The organism is Streptomyces sp. DvalAA-14 (genome assembly GCF_900091855.1).
Lineage (GTDB): Bacteria > Actinomycetota > Actinomycetes > Streptomycetales > Streptomycetaceae > Actinacidiphila.
The window spans coordinates 1-19,069 of the sequence record NZ_FMCH01000116.1 but is presented as its reverse complement, the minus strand read 5'-3'; the positions used below and the strand labels follow the sequence as shown (position 1 = coordinate 19,069).

The 19,069-nt window shown below is 68.7% G+C and carries 22 protein-coding genes and 1 tRNA gene; 17 read left to right on the top strand and 6 right to left on the bottom strand.

Going from position 1 to position 19,069, the window contains the following annotated elements:
* Window positions 1-507 precede the first annotated feature (507 nt).
* Window positions 508-1,236, bottom strand: a complete 729-nt coding sequence (locus GA0115240_RS05515; protein WP_093735520.1) for an isocitrate lyase/PEP mutase family protein — start codon at window positions 1,234-1,236, stop codon at window positions 508-510.
* Entirely contained in the window at window positions 1,233-1,694 is a 462-nt protein-coding gene (locus GA0115240_RS05510) for a carboxymuconolactone decarboxylase family protein (RefSeq protein WP_093735519.1), read from the bottom strand. Before GA0115240_RS05510 ends, GA0115240_RS05515 begins: the two co-directional genes overlap by 4 nt.
* Before the next feature lie 94 nt (window positions 1,695-1,788).
* On the opposite strand from GA0115240_RS05510, the gene GA0115240_RS05505 reads away from it, so the two are divergent.
* Window positions 1,789-2,346 (top strand): GNAT family N-acetyltransferase, encoded by a 558-nt coding sequence (locus GA0115240_RS05505; protein ID WP_093735518.1) that lies wholly within the window; start codon window positions 1,789-1,791, stop codon window positions 2,344-2,346.
* A gap of 73 nt (window positions 2,347-2,419) precedes the next feature.
* Here the strand turns inward: GA0115240_RS05505 and GA0115240_RS05500 are convergent, their stop codons facing one another.
* On the bottom strand, window positions 2,420-2,968 hold the full coding sequence (locus GA0115240_RS05500; protein ID WP_093735517.1) for an AAA family ATPase: 549 nt from the start codon (window positions 2,966-2,968) through the stop codon (window positions 2,420-2,422).
* A gap of 826 nt (window positions 2,969-3,794) precedes the next feature.
* On the opposite strand from GA0115240_RS05500, the gene GA0115240_RS05495 reads away from it, so the two are divergent.
* Window positions 3,795-4,964 (top strand): Fic family protein, encoded by a 1,170-nt coding sequence (locus tag GA0115240_RS05495; RefSeq protein ID WP_237554625.1) that lies wholly within the window; start codon window positions 3,795-3,797, stop codon window positions 4,962-4,964.
* A 231-nt stretch (window positions 4,965-5,195) separates the two neighbouring features.
* On the opposite strand, the gene GA0115240_RS05490 is transcribed toward GA0115240_RS05495, so the two are convergent.
* Window positions 5,196-5,720, bottom strand: coding sequence for an AAA family ATPase (locus tag GA0115240_RS05490; RefSeq protein WP_237554624.1), 525 nt, complete (start codon window positions 5,718-5,720; stop codon window positions 5,196-5,198).
* A gap of 29 nt (window positions 5,721-5,749) precedes the next feature.
* Window positions 5,750-6,508, bottom strand: coding sequence for a GntR family transcriptional regulator (locus GA0115240_RS05485; RefSeq protein WP_093735515.1), 759 nt, complete (start codon window positions 6,506-6,508; stop codon window positions 5,750-5,752).
* Between the two features lie 451 nt (window positions 6,509-6,959).
* On the opposite strand from GA0115240_RS05485, the gene GA0115240_RS05480 reads away from it, so the two are divergent.
* The 14 genes from GA0115240_RS05480 to GA0115240_RS05425 all read left to right on the top strand — a co-directional run bounded on the left by GA0115240_RS05480 (window position 6,960) and on the right by GA0115240_RS05425 (window position 17,285).
* A complete protein-coding gene (locus GA0115240_RS05480) occupies window positions 6,960-7,259 on the top strand; it encodes a hypothetical protein (RefSeq protein ID WP_093735514.1) in 300 nt (99 codons plus the stop codon).
* The gene (locus GA0115240_RS05475; protein WP_370673283.1) at window positions 7,256-7,582 is read left to right on the top strand and encodes a hypothetical protein; all 327 of its coding nucleotides are present in this window, start codon (window positions 7,256-7,258) and stop codon (window positions 7,580-7,582) included. Before GA0115240_RS05480 ends, GA0115240_RS05475 begins: the two co-directional genes overlap by 4 nt.
* Window positions 7,579-7,743: a Pycsar system effector family protein gene (locus tag GA0115240_RS39135; protein WP_370673282.1), complete on the top strand. Its 165-nt coding sequence runs from the start codon at window positions 7,579-7,581 to the stop codon at window positions 7,741-7,743. Before GA0115240_RS05475 ends, GA0115240_RS39135 begins: the two co-directional genes overlap by 4 nt.
* Complete coding sequence (locus tag GA0115240_RS05470) at window positions 7,740-8,600, top strand: DUF2637 domain-containing protein (RefSeq protein ID WP_093735513.1); 861 nt, start codon at window positions 7,740-7,742, stop codon at window positions 8,598-8,600. Before GA0115240_RS39135 ends, GA0115240_RS05470 begins: the two co-directional genes overlap by 4 nt.
* A 17-nt stretch (window positions 8,601-8,617) precedes the next feature.
* Window positions 8,618-8,938, top strand: coding sequence for a hypothetical protein (locus GA0115240_RS05465; RefSeq protein WP_093735512.1), 321 nt, complete (start codon window positions 8,618-8,620; stop codon window positions 8,936-8,938).
* A gap of 6 nt (window positions 8,939-8,944) precedes the next feature.
* A complete protein-coding gene (locus GA0115240_RS05460) occupies window positions 8,945-9,145 on the top strand; it encodes a DUF6257 family protein (RefSeq protein ID WP_176724987.1) in 201 nt (66 codons plus the stop codon).
* 3 nt (window positions 9,146-9,148) lie between these two features.
* On the top strand, window positions 9,149-9,310 hold the full coding sequence (locus GA0115240_RS36660) for a hypothetical protein (RefSeq protein WP_161302026.1): 162 nt from the start codon (window positions 9,149-9,151) through the stop codon (window positions 9,308-9,310).
* Window positions 9,311-9,395: 85 nt separating this feature from the next.
* On the top strand, window positions 9,396-11,552 hold the full coding sequence (locus tag GA0115240_RS05455; protein ID WP_237554623.1) for an ATP-binding protein: 2,157 nt from the start codon (window positions 9,396-9,398) through the stop codon (window positions 11,550-11,552).
* Window positions 11,553-11,762: 210 nt separating this feature from the next.
* Complete coding sequence (locus GA0115240_RS05450) at window positions 11,763-12,089, top strand: RRQRL motif-containing zinc-binding protein (protein WP_256069557.1); 327 nt, start codon at window positions 11,763-11,765, stop codon at window positions 12,087-12,089.
* Window positions 12,090-12,173: 84 nt separating this feature from the next.
* Entirely contained in the window at window positions 12,174-12,899 is a 726-nt protein-coding gene (locus GA0115240_RS05445; protein ID WP_093735511.1) for a DNA cytosine methyltransferase, read from the top strand.
* Window positions 12,896-13,729, top strand: coding sequence for a bifunctional DNA primase/polymerase (locus tag GA0115240_RS05440; protein ID WP_093735510.1), 834 nt, complete (start codon window positions 12,896-12,898; stop codon window positions 13,727-13,729). The genes GA0115240_RS05445 and GA0115240_RS05440 overlap by 4 nt, the downstream gene beginning before the upstream one ends.
* A gap of 2 nt (window positions 13,730-13,731) precedes the next feature.
* The gene (locus GA0115240_RS05435; RefSeq protein WP_093735509.1) at window positions 13,732-15,207 is read left to right on the top strand and encodes an ATP-binding protein; all 1,476 of its coding nucleotides are present in this window, start codon (window positions 13,732-13,734) and stop codon (window positions 15,205-15,207) included.
* A gap of 480 nt (window positions 15,208-15,687) precedes the next feature.
* A complete protein-coding gene (locus GA0115240_RS05430) occupies window positions 15,688-15,921 on the top strand; it encodes a helix-turn-helix domain-containing protein (RefSeq protein ID WP_256069556.1) in 234 nt (77 codons plus the stop codon).
* A gap of 83 nt (window positions 15,922-16,004) precedes the next feature.
* Window positions 16,005-17,285, top strand: coding sequence for a tyrosine-type recombinase/integrase (locus tag GA0115240_RS05425; RefSeq protein ID WP_093735508.1), 1,281 nt, complete (start codon window positions 16,005-16,007; stop codon window positions 17,283-17,285).
* A gap of 945 nt (window positions 17,286-18,230) precedes the next feature.
* On the opposite strand, the gene GA0115240_RS05420 is transcribed toward GA0115240_RS05425, so the two are convergent.
* A tRNA-Cys gene (locus GA0115240_RS05420) sits at window positions 18,231-18,302 on the bottom strand.
* A gap of 254 nt (window positions 18,303-18,556) precedes the next feature.
* Here GA0115240_RS05420 and GA0115240_RS05415 point away from each other — a divergent pair.
* On the top strand, window positions 18,557-19,069 hold a 513-nt coding region (locus GA0115240_RS05415; RefSeq protein ID WP_176724986.1), incomplete at its 3' end, for an MFS transporter.

Genomic DNA, 19,069 nt, shown 5'->3' with positions numbered 1-19,069 from the left:
GACCCGCCCGTGGTGCCGGTCCCGCTTGCGGTCCGAGGTTGCCGGGCGCGGCTCGCCCGTGGTGCCGGTCCCGCGTGCGGTCCGCGGTTCCGGGTCCGACCCGCCCGTGGTGCCGGTCCCGCGTGCGGCCCGCGGTTGCCGGCCCGGCCGGCGTAACGCCGGCGGCCATGGGTGACGGCTTACGGGCGGGGCCGGAGACGGTGCCCGGGCGGCGGCTCCACCGGATGAGCCTCGCGGTGCGGGTTTCGCGGGCGGTTGGCGGGCGCCGGCCCCGTCGGACCGCCGCGTTTCGCTTCCGGCCGCCCCGCGGTCCGGTTGCGAGCCGTGCGGCGGTCCGGGGCGCCCGGGCCCCGGCGGCTGCCCTTACCGTGGCAGGCCCACGGTTGCCGGGTCCCGTCGGCGCGACGGGGTTGCGCCGCCGGCTGTTCGGCGCGGGTCGCGGGCGGTCAGGTGCCGCCCCGCGCCCTGTGCCCCGCTACCGGGTGCCGTTGCCCGGGGCGGCAGCCCCTATCGCAGGAGACCCTCCGCCATCTCCTTGACCGCCTCCAGTGCCTGCTGCTGCATGCCGCCGCCGAAGGTGACGCGGGTCGCGCCCATCACGCCCAGCTCGCGGGGGGAAGGGCCGCCCGGCTTGCAGTAGGCGTTGATCGGCAGGCCGATCTGTTCGGCCAGGGCGGCGAGTTGGGTCGGTGGGGCCAGGATCGGGTAGACGCAGTCCGCGCCGGCTTCCGCGTAGAGCCGGCCCCGTTCGACGGCGGTGGCGGTCGTACGATCGCCGCGCAGGTAGGAGTCCACCCGCGCGTTGACGACCAGGTCCGGGCCCGCCACGGCCCGTACCTCGGCCAGCCGGTCCGCCTGCCACTGCGGGTCGACAAGCTGCCTGCTCACCGGGTCGGAGTCCTCAAGATTGCAGCCCACCGCCCCGGCCGCCAGCAGCCGCTCGACCAGCTCCTGGGCGGGCAGCCCGTATCCCGCCTCCACGTCGGCGCTCACCGGTACGTCCACCGCGCGGACGATCCGGGCGATCGCGGCGAACATCTCGGCGGCGGGCGTCCCGTGCCCGTCCTCGTACCCCAGCGACGCAGAGATCCCCGCGCTCGGCGTCGCCAGCGCCGGGAACCCCGCGGCCGCGAACACCGCCGCGCTCGCCGCGTCCCACGGCCCCGGCAGCACCAGCGGATCGTCTTCGGCCCGGCCCTGGTGCAGCGCCCGCAGCGCTGCCGCCTTGTCGCTCACTTCGTGCCGCCGGGCGGCGTCCGGAAGGTCACGTTGAAGCGGTTCCACGCGTTGATGGCCACCACGGCGCTGACCAGCCGGGCCAGTTCGGCCTCGTCGAAGTGCGCCGCCGCCCGCTCGTAGACCGCGTCCGGCACGAAGCCGTCGGTGAGCTCCGTCACCGCCTCGGTCAGCGCCAGCGCGGCCCGCTCCTGGTCCGTGTAGACCCCCTCGACCTCGTCCCACACGCTCAGCAGATCGATCCGCCGCTCGCTCTCCCCGGCCTTGCGCGCTTGGGCAAGGTGCAGGTCGAGGCAGTAGGCACACCGGTTGATCTGCGACGCCCTGATCTTCACCAGCTCGGCGAGCACCGGGTCGAGCCCCTTCGTCGCGGCCTCGCCGAAGGCCAGCATGGTCCGCAGCACATCCGGCGCGTGCCGGGCGTAGCTCAGTCGCGTGTTCACCGCTTCTTCCGTCATGGTCCCGACGCTACGACGAGACCCCGGCCGGTGTCCCGCAGGCCGCCGGTCAACCGGGTTGAGCCGCGCCGGTCCGGCCGGGTAGGACTGGGGGGTGATACATGGAGCGAAGGTCGGGCTGCGGGCCCGTCAGCAGAGCGACGAGGCAGTGCTGCACGCCGAGTTGTACGACGACGTGCCGATGCGGTCGCGCGCGGACAACCGCCCCTGGCGGCCCGTCACGCCGGGCACCCCGCACGCGCCGTACGCGGTGCAGGAGCCCGTGGACCATTTCGTGCCGTTCTCGGTGGTGGAGCTCGCCTCGCAGGAACTGGCCGGCGAGGCGGTGCTCTGGGCGATCGACCACCACAACAGGACCGCGCACCTGGGCATTTCGCTGCGGCCCGCCTTCCGCGGACGCGGGCTGGGCACCGACGTGGTGCGGACGCTGTGCGGGTACGGATTCGAGGTACGCGGCCTGCGCCGCCTCCAGTTGGAGACGCTGGCGGACAACGCGGCGATGATCGCGGCGGCCGAGGCGGTGGGATTCCGGCGCGAGGGCACGCTGCGGCGCGCGTCGTGGGTCTACGGGCAGGAGCTGGACGAGGCGGTCTTCGGCCTCCTGCACGACGAGTGGGCGCCGCCTCCGGCGCCGGCGGACCGCGGGGCCTGAGCGGCCCGAGCCGGTTGGGCCGCATGAGCCGGTGAAGCCGATTGGGCCGATTGGACCGGTTGGACCGGTTGGGCTATTCGGCGATCAGGGCCTGCTTGAGGCCGTCCAGGATGGCGTCGACCGTCTCGTCCGGGCTCTGGGCCGAGGTGTCCACCCACAGGCCCAGCCGCGGCGTCCGGTCGCGCAGGATGTGGTCGAGGCCGCCGACGGTCCAGGAACCGTAGCCGGTCTTGGCCCGGGCCGCCTCGCGGGCGGCGACGGCCTCTGGGGAGGGGGCGAGCACCACGAGGTGGAGGGGGCGCGAGCCGATCGCGTCGAGATACGGCCGCAGGTTCTCGCCGAGGACGACGTCCTGGACGATCGCGGTCCAGCCGGCCGCCGCGTAGAGGTCGGCGGTGGACGCCGACACCCGGTAGCGCAGCCGTAGTTGCTCGAAGGCTTCCTCGTCGCTGTGGGGAACGAGGTCGCGCCGCCCGGACACCAGCATCCGGCGGAAGACGTCGCCCCGCACGTGGACCGCGCGCGGCAGGCGTTCGGCGAGGAGTTGCGCCACCGTGGACTTGCCGGAGGCCATCACCCCGGTGATCACCAGCACGCCGCCGCCGAGCGAGACATCAACCATGCCTGCGCCCTCCTCCGGTGGGCTCGAACGGTTCTGCACGAAACAGACCCGACCGAACAGAGAGCATCGCAGGCCGCGGCGCTGCGCTCAACCACCCGCGACCACTCGGCATATGACGAAGTCATGTCCGATTCCGCCGACGCCGCGCGAAGGGGCCTCGCGGCCTGCGCAACCGGCCCGGCGACGCCTCCCCGCCGGCCTCCGCCGGCCGGCCCCCTCGCCGTTCCCCCCGGCGCCCACCCGCCATCCCGTCCACCAATGGGAACGCCAACGCCGACGGCCGGGCGTCTGAAGACGCCCGGCCGTCGGCGGATACGGAGGCCGTGACCGGAATCGAACCGGCGTAACTCGCTTTGCAGGTCTGTCCGTGGCCTCGGGGGCCCGTACGCGGCGGTTCGCAGCCGTCCTCAGCAGTCCGAACCTAGCCCCTAGGGACCATCGGCGTACGGATGTGGACGGCCGCGTACGGGCGTGAACGAGACGGAAACTGAGACGGAGCCAGGGTGGCTTGCACTGGATGGTGCCTTCCCGAAGAAGGGCAGTCAAGGGAGCTATGAACTGCATGGCCGCCACCCGTCAGCGTGCTTGGGTCGGAGAACTCAGGTCGACATGCCTCCGAACGAGCTTGTTCAGGTGAGGGGGGTGTCTGCCTGAGTGGGCTGTCCTGGCCTGGTTCCACCTGAACAAGGTCCGGCTTGTTCAGGTGAGGGGGGTGTCTGCCTGAGTGGGCTGTCCTGGCCTGGTTCCACCTGAACAAGGTCCGGCTTGTTCAGGTGGAGGCGACTCATACCTGAATGAAACCTGAGTCCATCTGTACACTCCGGTTATGGACCTCGAAGCACTGGGCAGCTCGCCCGTGGGCCGCCTTGAGCCGATCTCGGGAACCGATGCCAAGACCGGCGAGCCGTGGCGGTACTGGGCGTTTGTGCCAACCAAGCTGCCAGCGGACCTAGCACCGGGCATGTCTGCCATCAATGCGGCCACGTCCGCCGCGATGGACGTGGCCAGACTGGACCAGGCCATGCAGCGCCTCCCCAATCCGGAGATACTGCTTCGGCCGATCATTCGGCGAGAAGCTCAAAGCACTTCCGCCCTTGAAGGCACCTACACGACATTCAATGAAGTGCTAGAGGCGGACTTCATCGAGGAGGATCGTCAGTCGGCCGAGCAACGAGAAGTACATAATTATGTTCGCGCAACTGAATTGGCCATGGAGCTGCTGACGAAGTATCCAATCTGTCGAACTGTACTGGGTCAGCTTCAACATGCAATGGTGCGTGGAACGGAAGGGGAGACATACGACGCGGGAGATATTCGGAAGCGTCAGGTAATGATCGGACCGAAGCACAGGCCGATTGAGGAATCTCGCTTCGTTCCGCCCCCTAATGGCCCGATCCTCGAAGAAATGTTCAGTGACTGGGAGAAATGGGTCAACGCTGAAGACCAATTCCCAATTATTATCAAACTGGCGCTGGCCCACTATCAGTTTGAGACGATGCATCCCTACGCGGACGGAAACGGCCGCGTTGGTCGACTCGTTGCACTGCTCCAGCTAATCCAGGCAGGCGTGCTTAAACTTCCCATCCTCAATATTTCCCCTTGGCTCGAAGAGAATCGTTCTCAATATATGGACGGACTTCTAAGTGTCACAAAGTCCGGAAAATTTGATGACTGGATCAGTTTCTTCTCGGAGGCTGTCAGTGTCCAGGCGCAGGCTGGTGTCGAAAAAGTTTCACTGCTGATAAGGTTCAGGGACGAAATTATGACAGATGTTCGCGGTGGTGGGTATTCTGGTGCGGCGGTCCAAATTGCCGAGAGCATCATCGGCTATCCGGTAATTGATGTCACCACGGCGAGAGTGCTTACTGGAAAGACTTTCGAGACCACTAATCAGGCTATTCGCAAGCTTGTTAGTATGGGATACCTGCGAGAGATTACGGGGCGAAGCAGGAATCGACTGTTCGTGTGCTTCCGGGTCCTCGAAATTATTCGCTGATCACGCGGCTCAGCGTGCGGAAGACGAAGAACGGAAGGGAATTTGGCTCCCTGAAACGCAGACAATTACTGCCGCGTGTCCGTACTCCGCAGGTTCATTCAGGCTAGACAGAGCGATATCCAAAAGTCGTTCAGCCCCGTTTCTGGCGTCCTCGCCTTTCTACTCGAACCGTTATTACGGGGTCGAAGGGGACTGAAACTGAAACGGATGATTCCCCGGCTGACCTGTGGCTTAGCGCTCCGTGCTCCGGGGTCTGGCGACGCCTAGCACCGCTAGTACGGCCGAAGCATCGCCCTCGTATAGGAGGTGCGGTTCGTCTGCCTGGGGCGGGACGAACCGGGTGCGGTAGCGCTTTAGGTCGCTCTCCGAGAAATAGATGGAATTCGGATCGCCTTTGTGGAAGTCGTTGCGCTTACTTACCCTCGCCCACAGTTCATCGTGGCTGACCGCAAGGTAAACGAGCAGGGGGGTGGCGCCGGCATCGACGGCGATACTTTCCCATCTGGCTCGGTCCTCCGGGGTCCAGAATCCGTGGTCCACTACGACATCGTGCCCCGCCTTGAGCTGTTTTCTCAGCTCGACAGTCATGTCTTCGAGGACTGGCCTTTCGAGGGCGGGGAACGTGCCCCGAGGGAAGTCCACGCCGTATACGCCGTGCCGGTGGTACATCTCTTCGTCCGGGCACAACCGGACGAACCCATGGTCTGTGAGTTCACGCGATAGCGTGGTCTTGCCAGAGCCGGGCAGTCCCACCATTAGGACACAGAACGGTGGACGAGGAGCCGTCACGGGGAGACCTCCGATTCCGTGCGCCATGTACGGCCGGGGCCGCCAAGGTCCACGCCGTACTCAACGATGTCGCCCTCGCTGTCCATGAACTTCGCGGTCATCACCACCACCGGCTCCGAGGGCAAGTCATCAGGGTCAAGTTCCAGTAGGCGGGCGTCCTCCGGTGTAAGCGTTCGTGCTGAAGCCGTGTCGATCCGGTGACTGATCGGGTGGCCGGTCGCTTGAGCGATGAGTTGCAGCGACGTCCCTCCCATCAGGCGCTCACTTGCCGCTAGCTGGGGGATCAGCTTGCCGTACCGGGCGGGAATCCACGACGTGCTGTGAGCCACGATGCCGTGTCGGTCCCGATAGACCCGGCTGCGACGAATTACATCGGCGCCGGTCTCCGTATCCAGCGCTTGCGCGACATCGGCCGGTGCAGGGACGACGACCGCTTGATGTGAATCGGACCTCTCGCCGTCCCCCCAGCTAGATCCGGTCCGGCGCCCCCGGTCCAGGCGCTGAGCGCCCGAGGACATGGACCCCGGCCTGTCCAGGACCTCCGTTCCGATGCCGTGAATGCCTTGCACGAGGCCGTCGTTGCGGAGCTTGCGCAGCGCCTTCTCGGCTGTCGCGGTACTCACTTTCCACTCTTCTGCGAGGTTCTTGATGCTTGGCAAGAGTGATCCCGGCTGTAGCTGACCAGACGAGATCAGCTCCGCGTAGTGCGCGGCGATCCTCGCGTATGGCGCCTGATTGGTGGCCTGGCCTGCCATGACGACCGCTCCTCTCGCGACATCCCTGAGGTTCCCTACCCTACCGCTTGACACCGCAGGGAACCCTAGGGAACCCTAGGGATGTGCCCGCCGGTCGGTCCAGTCGGCCTACGGGCACGGAACCTCGACATGCCGGCTTCGGTCGGCTGGTCGCGGTGATGGGGCCTGGGACAGATCAGGCCGAGGCGCCCGGGGCCTTGTCATCCGGAGGGCATATAGACCGAAAGGTCACGTCTCTGCCTGAAACGGGCCTAGGCGGCTCTTCCGTAAGACGGGAGCCGCTGTCCCGAAGGAGACATGCATGTCAGCCCCGGTATTCACGCCGTGAGGGTGCCGGATCAGATCCGGCCCGGGGCGCTCGCACCATCTGTTGCCTGGTTCGGCGGCTCCCGACCAAGGACATTCCGCCGTTCCGGGCCCCTCCATCCCTTCTTCGTCTGGAGACGACCCCGTGTACGACTTTGTTGGGCCCCATCGGGCCGACAGTACGAGCGAGTTCATCGAACTTGCGCTGGGCACCCCGCTTGACCTGTGGATAGGTGTCGAGGGCGAGAGCGAGCAGGACCGGGCGGCGCGTGAGGCGGCGGCCCGGGACATCCTCGCCGACGACCCGGGCATGGTCGACCGGATCACCGCGCTGGCGGTGGAGACCATCGGCCGGACCATGCCGGAGCTGCTGCACCTCGCCCCGGCGTCCCGCCCCGCCCCGGTGGTTCGCCGCCGGTCGGGCAGGAAGGGGCTGGCAGCATGACCACCACCGAGCCGACCTCGGGTGCGGGCACGGCCCGCACGGATGCGAACCTGGATGCCGCTCGCGCGGACGTGAAAGCGGAGATCAGCCGCACGGACAGCAAGGCGTCGCTGTTACTGGCGTTCGTCGGAGCGCTGCTGGCCGGTGTGTGGGCGGTGGCGTCCGGCCGGCGCCTCCCCCTGGCTGTGCTGCTGCTCGGCGGTGCGGCGGTGCTGTTGCTGGGGGGTGCGGCCGGAGTGCTGCTGTGGGCGGTGCGCCCGAACCTGGGCGGGGCCCGGCCGGTCGGGTTCCCCGGTGGGCGACCCTCGCGCCGGAGCAGGTGACCGCTGACCTGTCCGGCGATGACCGGGCGGAGCACATCGCGGCGCTGTCGCGGATCGCGGTGCGCAAGTTCACGTACCTGCGGTGGGCGGTCGACCTGACGTGCGCGGCCGGTGTGCTGTTGCTGATGGCCGCCGCGATCGTGATCGGGGGTGCGGCATGAACCGCACAGCCAAGGCTCTGCTGGTGGCGGCGCTGGTCGTGGTGGTGGGGATGGCGTTCCGGGTGTCGTGGAACGCGTTGCGGGACATCGCCAGCACGGTCGGCGCCGACAGTACGGCGTCCCTGCTCTACCCGTTCGTGGTCGATGGCCTGATGGCGCTCGCGCTGGTGGCGACGCTGGTGCTGACCGGACCGGACCGGAGGTTCGCGCTGCGGGTGCTGGCCGGGTACACCGCCGCGTCGTTGGTCTTGAACTACGTGCACGGTCTGGTGCCGGCGCTGCACGCGCATGCCGCCGGTCGGCTGCATCTGGTCGACTACGCCCCGGCGAACTGGGTGTTGGTGCTGCTGGCCACGTCACTGCCGGTCGGGTCGATTTTCTTCGGCTCCGACCTGGTGGCCAAGGTTCTTCACCACCGACCCGCGCCGATCACAGATCAGGATCAGACCATCCCTTCTACCGTAAATCGGTTGGGGCCTGACCTGCGGGAGTCGACTCCCACCACCCTCCCCGCGCCGGCCGCCCCGCTCGTACCGGAGTCGACCGGCACGGCGCCGCTTCCCGCGCCGGCCGTGGCCGCCCCGTCCGGTCCGCGTCGCCCGACCGGTCCGGTGCCGAAGGTCGCCCGTACGCCCCGGCCGACCCGCACCGCCGAGCAACTGCTGAGCGAGGCTCGGCAGGCAACCGCCGACTGGTCGGACGACGCGCTGACCGGTGAGGCGATCCGCAAGGCCGTCCACACCTCCTCCGCCAACGGCCGGATGCTGCGCGACGCCCTGCGCTCCGAGCGCACCGCCCCGACGCCGCTGCACCTGGTCGACACCGACCAGCGCGCCGACTCCGCTACGGCCCTGTGAGAAGGGGAGACCTCGTCATGACCGACATCAGCAAGGCGTCCGCCGAAGCGGTCGACGCCGCCCGGCAGGGCGAGCAGTTCGCGGTGATCCTCGCCGCGATCCAGGCCGCCCAGATCATCCAGGCCCAGCAGCCCACCGCCCCGCCGGCCCCGACCGTGGTCGCGCCGCAGCGGTCCGGAGCGGACACGGCCGGCAAGTGGCTGGCCATCGGCGTCGGCGGCTCGATGCTCATGGTCACCGTGGCGTTCGCCGCTGTCGCGCTGGCCATCGCGTCGGCCTGCATCGCGTTGGTGGCCGTTGTCGTCTACGGCATCTACCGCGACATCCGGAAGCGGTGACCAGTGATGATCCGCACCCACCCGAACGACCCCCCGCTGACCGCCGGGGAAGCCACGCGCCTGGCCTTGCTCGGCGCGCGGATGGCCAAACGCGCCATCGCGGGCGAGGCGGTTGACCTCTCCGACCTGCAAGGCAAGTTCAACCGCATCATCGATGGCGCCCGCGCCCGCGCCGAGCAGGCTTCGAAGACCGCGAAGGGGAAGTGACCGATGTCCGCGTTCGGTACCCGCCACCGCTTCGAGGCAGGCATGACGTACACCCAGGGAACCCAGGTGTTCACCATGTGGTCCTGCGAGTGCGGCCACCGGGGGAAGACCACCGGCTACACGCCAGCCGCCAAGCGCGCCTGGCGTGCGCACGCCGGGAAGTAGCTCTGCCCCGGACCGGCCGCTTATCCGCCAAGACACCGGCCGGTCCGGCCCCCGCACCTCACATCAGAGAGCAGGTAACCCCAGCATGACCGAAGTCATCGACCTGGACGCGTACCGGCCCCGGTCCGCACCCGATCTGACCAAGCACACCGCCCCGCCTGACACCGCGTCGCCGCGCGAGGTACTGGATGGCGTCATCCTCCCGGCCGGCACTGCTGCGCCTACTCCGGCGCCGTTGTGGCGGCGCACCGCCCGAACGGTGCGGGTGGTCGCCACCGACCAGCGCACCCGCACCGCCGCCCGCGCGGTGGCCCGGCACGGCGCCTACGTGGCCGGCGGCGCGGGCCTCCTCGCCCGCCGGGCGTGGGACGGCCGGTCCGCCGCCCGGTACGAGCGGATGATCCGTATCGCCGAAGCCGCGGGGCAGCACGAGACCGCGATGGAGTGGGAAGAGCGCGGCCGGACCTTCCGGCAGCAGCGTCACCAGCGGCGCATGGACCTGCTCACCGCCCCGCAGCGCATCGCCAAAGCCGCCCTGGTCGGCGCCGCCACCACCGCCGGCGGCCTGCTCACGCTCGGCACCGTGCTGGCCATAGCCGAACGCGACGTGTCGCAGGTCATCGCACCGATCGCGTTCACCATCGACGCGATCCGCACGCTGGTGTGGCTCGGCTCGATCGTGTGGGGCCCGGCGGTCTTCCTCGCCCCCTGGCTTGTGCTGTTCGGGCTGTGGAACACCGGGCGGCGCGGGCAGGCCGCACCTCAGTGGGCACTCCCGCCCGTGCAGCGCTCCAACGACGGCGCCCCCATCACCCCGTCGATCGTGGTCACCGCGCTGCGTGACCTGGGCATCGCCGCGCTGCGCGGCGCCATCCGGGCGATGGAGGACAACGGCGCCGCGATGCTCGGACCGATCCGGATCGCCGGATGCGGCGTCGAAGTCGACGTCACCCTGCCCTCCGGCGTCAGCACCGAGGAAGTCCAAGGACGGCGCCGCAAGCTCGCGGAGAACCTGGGGCGGCATGAGCACGAGGTGTTCATCAGCATCCCGCAAGCCGCCCGCACCGTCCGCCTGTGGATCGCCGACAGTGGCGCGCTGGACGAGCCGATCGGCCCTTCCCCGCTGGCCATCGACGCGGACATGTCCGGCAACTACGCCACCGGCCGGGCCCCGTGGGGACAGGACTTGCGCGGGGACGCCGCGCTGATCAGCCTGTTCCAACGCCACCTGCTCATCACCGGCCTGTCCAACCAGGGCAAGACCGCATCGTTGCGGGCGCTGCTGCTGTGGCTGGTGCTCGACCCGACCGTGGAAGTCCGCATCGCCGACCTCAAAGGCGTCGGCGACTGGCGGATGTTCACCGGGCTGGCCACGGTCCTGATCGAGGGCCCCACCGACGAGCGTGTCATCGACGCCACCGAGATGCTGGAAGAGGGCGTCGCCGAGATGGAGCGGCGCCTGATGGCCCCGGCCGGCACCACCTGGGACCCGCTGATCCTGCTGGTGGACGAGGCGCAGGTGGCGTTCATGTGCCCGGCGGTCGGACCCGACAAGCGCCCCTACGGGGGCACCAAGGCCACCAGCCGGTACTTCCAGGCCGCGCGGAAGATCCACAACCAGGGCCGCGCGGTCGACGTGCTGCTGTGGCAGGGCACGCAGGACCCCACCGACCAGAACCTGCCCAAGCTCGTCCGCGAAGGCGCGCACATCCGCGCTTCCCTTGTGCTGGGCACGGAGTCGCAGGCGCGGATGGCGCTGGGCGACAAGGCCATCGACGGCGGCGCCGCCCCGCACAAGCTCCGGCAGGGCCTGGACAAGGGCACAGTGGTGGTGGCCGGCGACGGCGTGAAACTCGCCCCCGGCCAGTCCTCCATCACCATCCGGACCCACTTCATCGACGGCGATGCCGCCGCCGAGATCGCGGAGCGGGCCAAGGCCCGGCGCACCGGGGTGACCACCCGCGCGGCGGTCGACACGGGCGAGCGGGTGGACGCGCTCGCCGACATCGCCACCGTGCTCGCCGACGCCGACCGGATGCGCACACAAGAGGTGTTGCAGCGCCTCGCCGAACTGCGCCCCACCGAGTACCGGGGATGGAAGTTCGGCGACCTGCGCGAGGTGCTGGAACCGGTCGGCGCGGCCCCGCACAAGTCGGACGGCGTCATGGTCGCCGACCGCGCCAAGGTCCGCGCCGCCCTCGACCAGCGCGCCGCCGACACCGCCGAAGGTGACGCTGAGTAAAGGGAGGTGTCCAGGGATGGAGGGAGAACTCCCTGACTGCCTCCCTGCCCCCGCCTCCTTGATCTGATCTGCGGCAACGCTCACTCAGGGAGGCAGGGAGCCACCCCTCCGCGACCTGCGGAAACCCCTGGAAACACGGGTCCCGGGGTGGCTCCTGCCTCCCTCCCTGCACGCACAGTCACCATTCCGGCGTCAGGAAGGAACGACGCTGTGACCCTGCCCGTCTACCGCTACCGCCTCGCCCCGCATGGCCTGATGACCCGCAACCAGCTCCGGCAGCACGGCCTGAGCGCCGCCCGCGCCGAAGTCGTCGCCGAACTGCGCTGGCGCTCCCGCAAAGCTCGCCACTGCGGCGGATGGCGCACCGCCAACCTCTACGACCCCACCACCGCCCGACCGGTCCGGCCCATGACCCCGGGCCGCTGGCGTTCGCACGAAGCCATGATGCGCGCCCGCCGCACCTGCCCCGCCTGCAAGACCGTGCAGCCCTACGTCATCCCCACCTCGCTGGGCTGCTGCTGGCCCTGCGCCGCGTAGTACCCGTGGCGGCGGCTCCCGACCAAGGACAATCCGCCGCCACGGTCCTCCATCCATCCCCGAGGGGACAGGAGAACCACCAGCATGACCCATCCCACCGCCATCCGGCGACAGTCGGACCGGCTGCTGCTGCTGGACCTGTACTGTTGCGCCGGCGGCGCCGCCACCGGCTATCACCGCGCCGGATTCGACGTGCACGGCGTGGACATCGCCGACCGCCCCAATTACCCGTTCACCTTCACCCGCGCCAACGCGCTGGAACACCTCGCCGACCTGATCGGCACCGGAGAGATCCGTCGCTATGCGATGGTGCACGCCTCCCCGCCGTGCCAGGGCAAATGCACCCTGACCGTGGGCACCAACAACTCCCGTGGGTGGGGCGGTGCCCATGAGGATCTGGTGATCGACACCCGCACTCTGCTGGATGCCACCGACCTGCCGTACGTGATCGAGCAGCCCAACGGGCAGGCCGAGATCCGAAAAGACCTCACCCTGTGCGGCGAGATGTTCGGCCTCGACGTGATCCGGCACCGCAACTTCGAGCTGGGCAACTGGACCGCCCAACGGCCGGCGCACATCCAGCACCGGGGACGGGTACGCGGCTACCGGCACGGCACGTTCTACGACGGGCCGTACGTCGCCGCGTACGGCAACGGCGGCGGCAAGCCCACCGTGCCGGAGTTGCAGGCCGCGATGGGCATCACCTGGACCGACGTGCGTGAAGAACTGACCGAAGCCATTCCACCCGCTTACAGCGAGTTCATCGGTCTTGCGTTTCTCGCACAGATCACGGCGGGGGTGGCGGCATGAACACGCACCAGCGCAACGCTCTGCGCCTCGCGGCCGATGCCGTCCCCGTTCTGCCGTTGCGGGCGGGGAAGGTGCCGTTCGGCAACTGCCCGGCCTGCACCGGCAACGCGTGCGGTGGCCGGCCGAACATGAAGACCCCCGGGCCGTGCGCCTGCCCGGCGCCGTGCCACGGCTGGGCTGCGGCCACAACCGACCCCGGCATCCTGAACTCTCCGGCGTGGACGCGGGCATGGCGTGACGCCGCCGCGGTGGCCTACCACCCCGGCGGCGCCGGCCTGACCGTCGTAGACCTCGACAACGCCGAAGCCATCGCGTGGGCACGCAGGACGCTGCCCGCAGCACGGACCGTGCCGACAACGCGTGGTGAGCACTGGATCTACCGAGGGGCGATGCAGTCCGCCAACGCCGTGCGGCCCGGGGTGGACATCAAGTCCACCATGGCCTACGCCCGTTGGCTCGGCACCGGCACCGGCACCATCGCGGAGCTGCCGGATGCCGTGCGCGCGCTGGTGGTGAAGAAGCCTTCCACTGCCTGGCCGGTTGCCGTCTCGGTGCTCGGGCCGGTCGGGGGTGGGGTATGCCGGCACCGCACCCCGACGTACTTGGAGCGGGGCATTGCCATGGCCGAGCAGACCATCACCGCCGCGTCCGGAGGGGTGCACGCCACCGTGTACCGGACGTTCCTCGCGGTGCTGTCCGCGCACGGCCGGTGTGGCTGCCTCGGTGAAGCGCACATCGCGCGGCTGTTCACTGCCGCGCAGGCCAAGGGTGAATCGGCCCGGCACTGCGCCGACGCGTGGGCCAACGCCCGTGCGCGGTTGGGGGTGTAGCCGTGTCCGAGGACGAGAAGACCCCCGGCCGCGAGGTCATCACCGAGTACGCGCAAGAGCACTTCCGGTACTTCCGCACCGCCGAGGGGACCGTGTACGCGCAGAAGAACGGCCACCCGGTTGCCCGCCCGATCCGCTCGCAGGGCACCACCGGCAGCCACCGCCAGGAACTCATGGTCGGCCTGTTCCGCGACGGGCGCGGCGTCTTCAACGGCACCGCGCTCAAAGAGGCGCTTGACCTCATTGAGGCCCTGGCGCTGACCGAGGACGTGCAGCCGGTCCACATCCGCGTCGCTCCCGGATTCGACGGGGCCACGTGGCTGGACCTGGGCCGCGACGACGGACAGTCCGTGCGCATCCACCCCGCCGGGTGGGACATCCTCACCCCCGACCCGCGTGAGGTGTGCTGGCGCCGGACCCAGCTCACCGGGGAACTGCCCCTTCCCGCCCGGGACACAGACGGCAAAGGCATCGACCTGCTGCTGAGGCTGTGCAACTTCGCCACCGCCGAGACCGAATGCCTGGCTTTGGCCTGGCTGATCGGCTGCCTCGGGCCCTCGGTCCCGGTGCCGGCGCCGTTCCTCACCGGACCACAGGGGGCGGGCAAGTCCACCGGCGGCCGGATGCTCATCCGGATCATCGAGGGCATGAGCGGCGACCTGCGCCGCGCGCCGAAGGATGAGGAGAACCTGATCGCGGCGGTGGCGGCCGGATGGGTCACCGCCCTGGACAACCTGTCTCACATGACCCCGGACCTGTCCGACGCCATGTGCTGCATCGTCACCGGCGCCGAATCCGTCAAGCGCGCGCTGTTCACCGACGGCGACGTGTTCCGCGCCCGCTACCGCCGACCCCTGCTGCTGACCGGCATCGACGTGGGAGTCATCCGGCCCGACCTGGCCGAACGCCTCCTGCCGCTGCGCCTGGAACGCCCCCGCGTCCGCCGCACCGAAGCGGAACTGTGGGCGGAGTACGCCGAAGTGCTGCCGATCGTGCTCGGGTCGCTGCTGGACCTCACCGTCAAGGTCCGGGCCGCTGTGGCGGAAACCCCCACCGATCTGCGCATGGCCGACTTCGCGCACCTGTGCGCGCAACTCGACGCCGCAACGAGCCTCGGCGCACTCGCCGCCTACCGCGCCAGCCTGGACGACCTCAACGACGACGTGATCGAAGGAGACCTCCTCGCCCAAACCGTCCTGAAGCACGCCGAGAACATCGAACCGGGCACCGGACAGCGGATGACCTCAACCCAATGGCTGAACGCCCTCAGCCGCCTCCACACGGGCGAGGAACTGCGTCCCCTGCCCAAAGGCTGGCCCACCACCGGGAAAGTCCTCTCAGACCGTCTCAAACGCCTCCAGCCCACCCTTGCCGCCCGAGGCGTCATCATCGACACCGGCCGGACCTTCGAAGGCCGCTACCTCGAAATGACCCGCCCCACTGGAACTCCCCCGCCCGAGCAGCAGCAGGCGTTCTGAGGACCGTTCGAGCAGGACAAGCAAGAAGAGCACCACGGGCGCTGCGGTGCGGCGTGCTCCTCTTGCTGTTCGGCCCCTGGGCCGCGTGAAGGTCGTGCCGCGCAGCGGCTCCTTCTTCACGCTGTAAGGCCCACCCGACGACTACAGGAACCCCCTCTTTTGTCCTAAGAGGGAAGACGCTGCGTCATGTGTGTCATGCGGACCGAAAAACCGGCTCCGAGCTGCACGTATGACCATGACGCAGACGGACAGTTCTGCGTCATGCTGCGTCATCTGCGTCATGGGCTGCGTCACGGATGACGCAGCCCATGACGCAACCATGACGCACCCTCGCACCTCTGCGTCATGCAAACCCGCAGGTCACAAGCCCGCATGACGCACATGACGCAATGACGCAGAAATCCAGACCTCGGACACACGCAGTCTCCGCAGCACCCCGTCGTGCACGGCCTTCCCGAACCGCCACGCAAAGGAGCCGTAGTGACCGCCGCCATTGCTGAGTTCACCAGCGAGATCCCGGACGACGACCGCACGTTGGTTCTGCTCACCGTTGAAGAGGCCGCGGTGCGACTCCGCATCGGCCGGACCACCTGCTTCAACCTCATCCGCACGGGCGCTCTGGAGTCCGTGACCATCGGCCACCTCCGGCGCGTTCCGGTCGCGGCCTTGCCCGAATTCGTCGCGCGACTCCGCGCGACGAACCGCGCTGCTTGACCTCGCCCGGGGCGGCGGCTCCCGACCAAGACAGTCCGCCGCCCCGGTCTCCTCCATCCCGACACGATCACAGGAGTCTGCCGGTGGCAGAGAAGGAAAAACGCACCCGTCAACCGAACGGACGAAGCTCCATCTACCTGGGCAGGGACGGCAAGTGGCACGGCCGAGTTACTGTCGGCATCCGTGACGATGGCAAGCCCGATCGGCGCCACGTCGAGCGCAAGACCCGTGCGGAAGTGACCTACGCAGTAAGCGAGTTGGAGCGGCAACGCGAGGCCAAGAGCGTGCGCAAGCCGGGCAAGCCCTGGACGGTTCGGGCCTGGCTGACGCACTGGACTGAGAACGTCGCGCCGTTGGCGGTCAACGACAACACGATGGTCGGGTACGGGGTTGCCGTACGGAAGCACCTCATCCCCGGTTTGGGCGCTCACCGCCTCGACCAGCTCAAGCCCGAACACATCGAAGCCTTCTACGCGAAGATGCAGGCCAACGGCAGTAAAGCCGCAACTGCTCACCAGGCACACCGCACGCTACGCGTCGCGCTCAATGAGGCCGTTCGTCGCGGCCACCTCGGCAGGAATCCTGTTCTGTTGGCCAAGGCACCGAAGGTGGGTGAGTACGAGGTGGAGCCCTACAGCGTGCAGGAGGTCAAGCGGCTACTGAAGGTCGCCGACCGGCACCGCAACTCCGCACGTTGGGCGGTCGCTCTCGCTCTCGGACTGCGCCAGGGAGAAGTGCTGGGCCTGAAGTGGGAGGACGTTGACCTTGACGGCGGATTCCTGATGGTCCGCCGCAGTCGCCACCGTCCCCAGTACGCGCACGGGTGCACAGAACCGTGCGGGCGCAAGGCCGCCGGCTACTGCCCGCAGAGGCAACGCACCAACCCTGAGGTTTCCACCACCAAGTCACGTGCGGGGCGTCGCGCGGTCGGGCTGCCCGAACAACTCGTTGACCTGCTCCGGGCCCACCGAAAAGCGCAGGATGTGGAGCAGGAAGCCGCGGGCGGGAAGTGGGCAGAGGGTGGTTGGGTATTTGCCGACGAACACGGCCGTAGCCCGTCCCACCGAAGGGACTGGGCCGAGTGGAAAGGTCTCCTCAAAGAGGCGAGCGTCAGGGACGGGCGGCTTCACGACGCACGCCACACCGCCGCGACGGTCCTGTTGATCCTCGGCGTACCTGAGCGCGCTGTGATGGGCCTCATGGGATGGTCGACAACCGCCATGGCGGCCCGATATCAGCACATGGTCGACTCAGTACGGACCGAGGTGGCGAAGCAGGTCGACGGGCTGATCTGGACGGCCGATGCGGACCGGCCCGACGATGATGACGATGGGGTCGCGGGCGCCCTCGTACTGCTCAAGTGAGGGAGCATAAGGCGGTCTCTGTGGGGACCGCTTCCCCGCTGTGCATACCGAACGGGTTACCTATCACCATGCGCGCCGGCGGTAGCCTCCGCGCTTGAGCACCTCTGGGTGCTCGTCAGGCAACTCGTGTGACTGACCGCGCCGAAGTCTGTCGACCTGATTCGCCTCCCACCGAGTGAGTGGACCCAAGGTGGGCTTCAGCGCGGTCAGCTCTTTGCACCGATCGGCCCGGCGACCACACGAGCAGTACCCCTCCCGGTCGTCGTCCTGATGGTGCAGTCGGTGAATTGCCCACAGGGAGCGGAAGCCCTGGTCTCTGGATCGGTAGGCTTGGTCTCGTTTCTCTTGGGCGTCGGCTACCTGTCTGTTAGTCCACCACCTTTCTACGGCGGCTGGGGGAGCTTTCTCGACGCCATCGCTAATGGTCAGTAGTAGTTCCTGGACCTGAGATTGAAGGCGAGCGACCTTAGTGTTGCGGTCTTCGAGGGCCCCTTGCAGGCGGGTGACCTCACTAGTTCGCTCCTCTTGCTCTAGAGCAAGTTCCGATCGCCATAGCGCTATGTGATCCGTGTCGCGCAAGAGCACTTTCGCAACAGTGTCCCCCTGGTGGCGTTTGCATCCCTTACAGATCACGTGGTCCGTGTGGGATGTGAAGTGGAACTCCTGCNCGGTTTTGCAGCAGAGACACCCAGTGAGCACCGGGCGATGAAGCGGGTGGCTGTGCACAGGCCCCTCCGTCGAGCGACGTTAGATCCTGTCAAGGATGCCACCCGCCTCTGACAACCTCGCTTGTTCGACTTGACCGCTTCATCGGTGGGCCTTGCGTGCTGATGCAGCGCTGAACGGACATGAGTGAGGACTGAGACGGAAAGTGAGACGCAGACGCTGACAGGGCGGCGCCCAGTGCGGGGCGCCGCCCTTCGTTTTGCCTGGTCGGACAACCAGAGGCCGTGACCGGAATCGAACCGGCGTAACTCGCTTTGCAGGCGAGTCCCTCAACCTCTCGGGCACACGGCCGTGTCCCTTGCTGGGGCCTTCCTGATCCCTCGGTGGGCCCCTGGTGCGTCTACGACGATGCCGGGTCGGCGGTGGCGCGGTCAATGGGGCGGGCGGCCGCGCCACGGGACTGCCATGGCGCGTTCACAAACGGGGGATGGGGGCCGGCGCATTCACGCATGGGCGGGTCGGGGGCCGGTCCCGGGACCAAAGGCGGAGGGCCGGTCAGTCGCACGGCAGGGGCGTAACCGTCGTTTGCCCCTTACGCTGGGCGGGTGACTGTTGCGCGGGCTCGGGACGGAGAGCGGGACGACCAGCGGGTATCCGCGGCCGGGGCGGAATCCGAGGACGGGGTGCTCGGGAAGCGGTACCGGGCCTTGACGTTCGGGATCGTGGCCACCGTGCTCATGATCGCCTTCGAGGCGACCGCGGTCGGCACCGCGATGCCGGTGGCGGCACGCGACCTGGACGGGCTCGGGCTGTACGCCTTCGCCTTCTCCGGCTACTTCACCACCTCGCTGCTGGCCATGGTGGTCAGCGGCCAGTGGTGCGACCGCAGCGGCCCCCTGCCGCCCATCGCCGGCGGCATCGGCTGCTTCGCCGCCGGGCTGGTGATCAGCGGCACGGCCCAGTCGATGGGAGTGTTCGTGCTGGGGCGGGCGGTACAGGGCCTCGGCGGCGGGCTGGTGATCGTCGCGCTGTACGTGGTGGCGGGCCGCGCCTATCCGGAACGGCTGCGGCCCGCGGTGATGACCGCGTTCTCCGCGTCCTGGGTCGTCCCGTCGATC

Bases quoted from the DNA above. Each gene is read 5' to 3' on its own strand.
- GA0115240_RS05460 (WP_176724987.1), top strand. From the start codon at position 8,945: ATGATCCGCACCCACCCGAACGACCCCCCGCTGACCGCCGGGGAAGCC.
- GA0115240_RS05455 (WP_237554623.1), top strand. From the start codon at position 9,396: ATGACCGAAGTCATCGACCTGGACGCGTACCGGCCCCGGTCCGCACCC.
- GA0115240_RS36660 (WP_161302026.1), top strand. From the start codon at position 9,149: ATGTCCGCGTTCGGTACCCGCCACCGCTTCGAGGCAGGCATGACGTAC.
- GA0115240_RS05475 (WP_370673283.1), top strand. From the start codon at position 7,256: ATGACCACCACCGAGCCGACCTCGGGTGCGGGCACGGCCCGCACGGAT.
- GA0115240_RS05465 (WP_093735512.1), top strand. From the start codon at position 8,618: ATGACCGACATCAGCAAGGCGTCCGCCGAAGCGGTCGACGCCGCCCGG.
- GA0115240_RS05490 (WP_237554624.1), bottom strand. From the start codon at position 5,720: ATGGTGGGACTGCCCGGCTCTGGCAAGACCACGCTATCGCGTGAACTC.
- GA0115240_RS05485 (WP_093735515.1), bottom strand. From the start codon at position 6,508: ATGGCAGGCCAGGCCACCAATCAGGCGCCATACGCGAGGATCGCCGCG.
- GA0115240_RS05440 (WP_093735510.1), top strand. From the start codon at position 12,896: ATGAACACGCACCAGCGCAACGCTCTGCGCCTCGCGGCCGATGCCGTC.
- GA0115240_RS05510 (WP_093735519.1), bottom strand. From the start codon at position 1,694: ATGACGGAAGAAGCGGTGAACACGCGACTGAGCTACGCCCGGCACGCG.
- GA0115240_RS05445 (WP_093735511.1), top strand. From the start codon at position 12,174: ATGACCCATCCCACCGCCATCCGGCGACAGTCGGACCGGCTGCTGCTG.
- GA0115240_RS05495 (WP_237554625.1), top strand. From the start codon at position 3,795: ATGGACCTCGAAGCACTGGGCAGCTCGCCCGTGGGCCGCCTTGAGCCG.
- GA0115240_RS05470 (WP_093735513.1), top strand. From the start codon at position 7,740: ATGAACCGCACAGCCAAGGCTCTGCTGGTGGCGGCGCTGGTCGTGGTG.
- GA0115240_RS05500 (WP_093735517.1), bottom strand. From the start codon at position 2,968: ATGGTTGATGTCTCGCTCGGCGGCGGCGTGCTGGTGATCACCGGGGTG.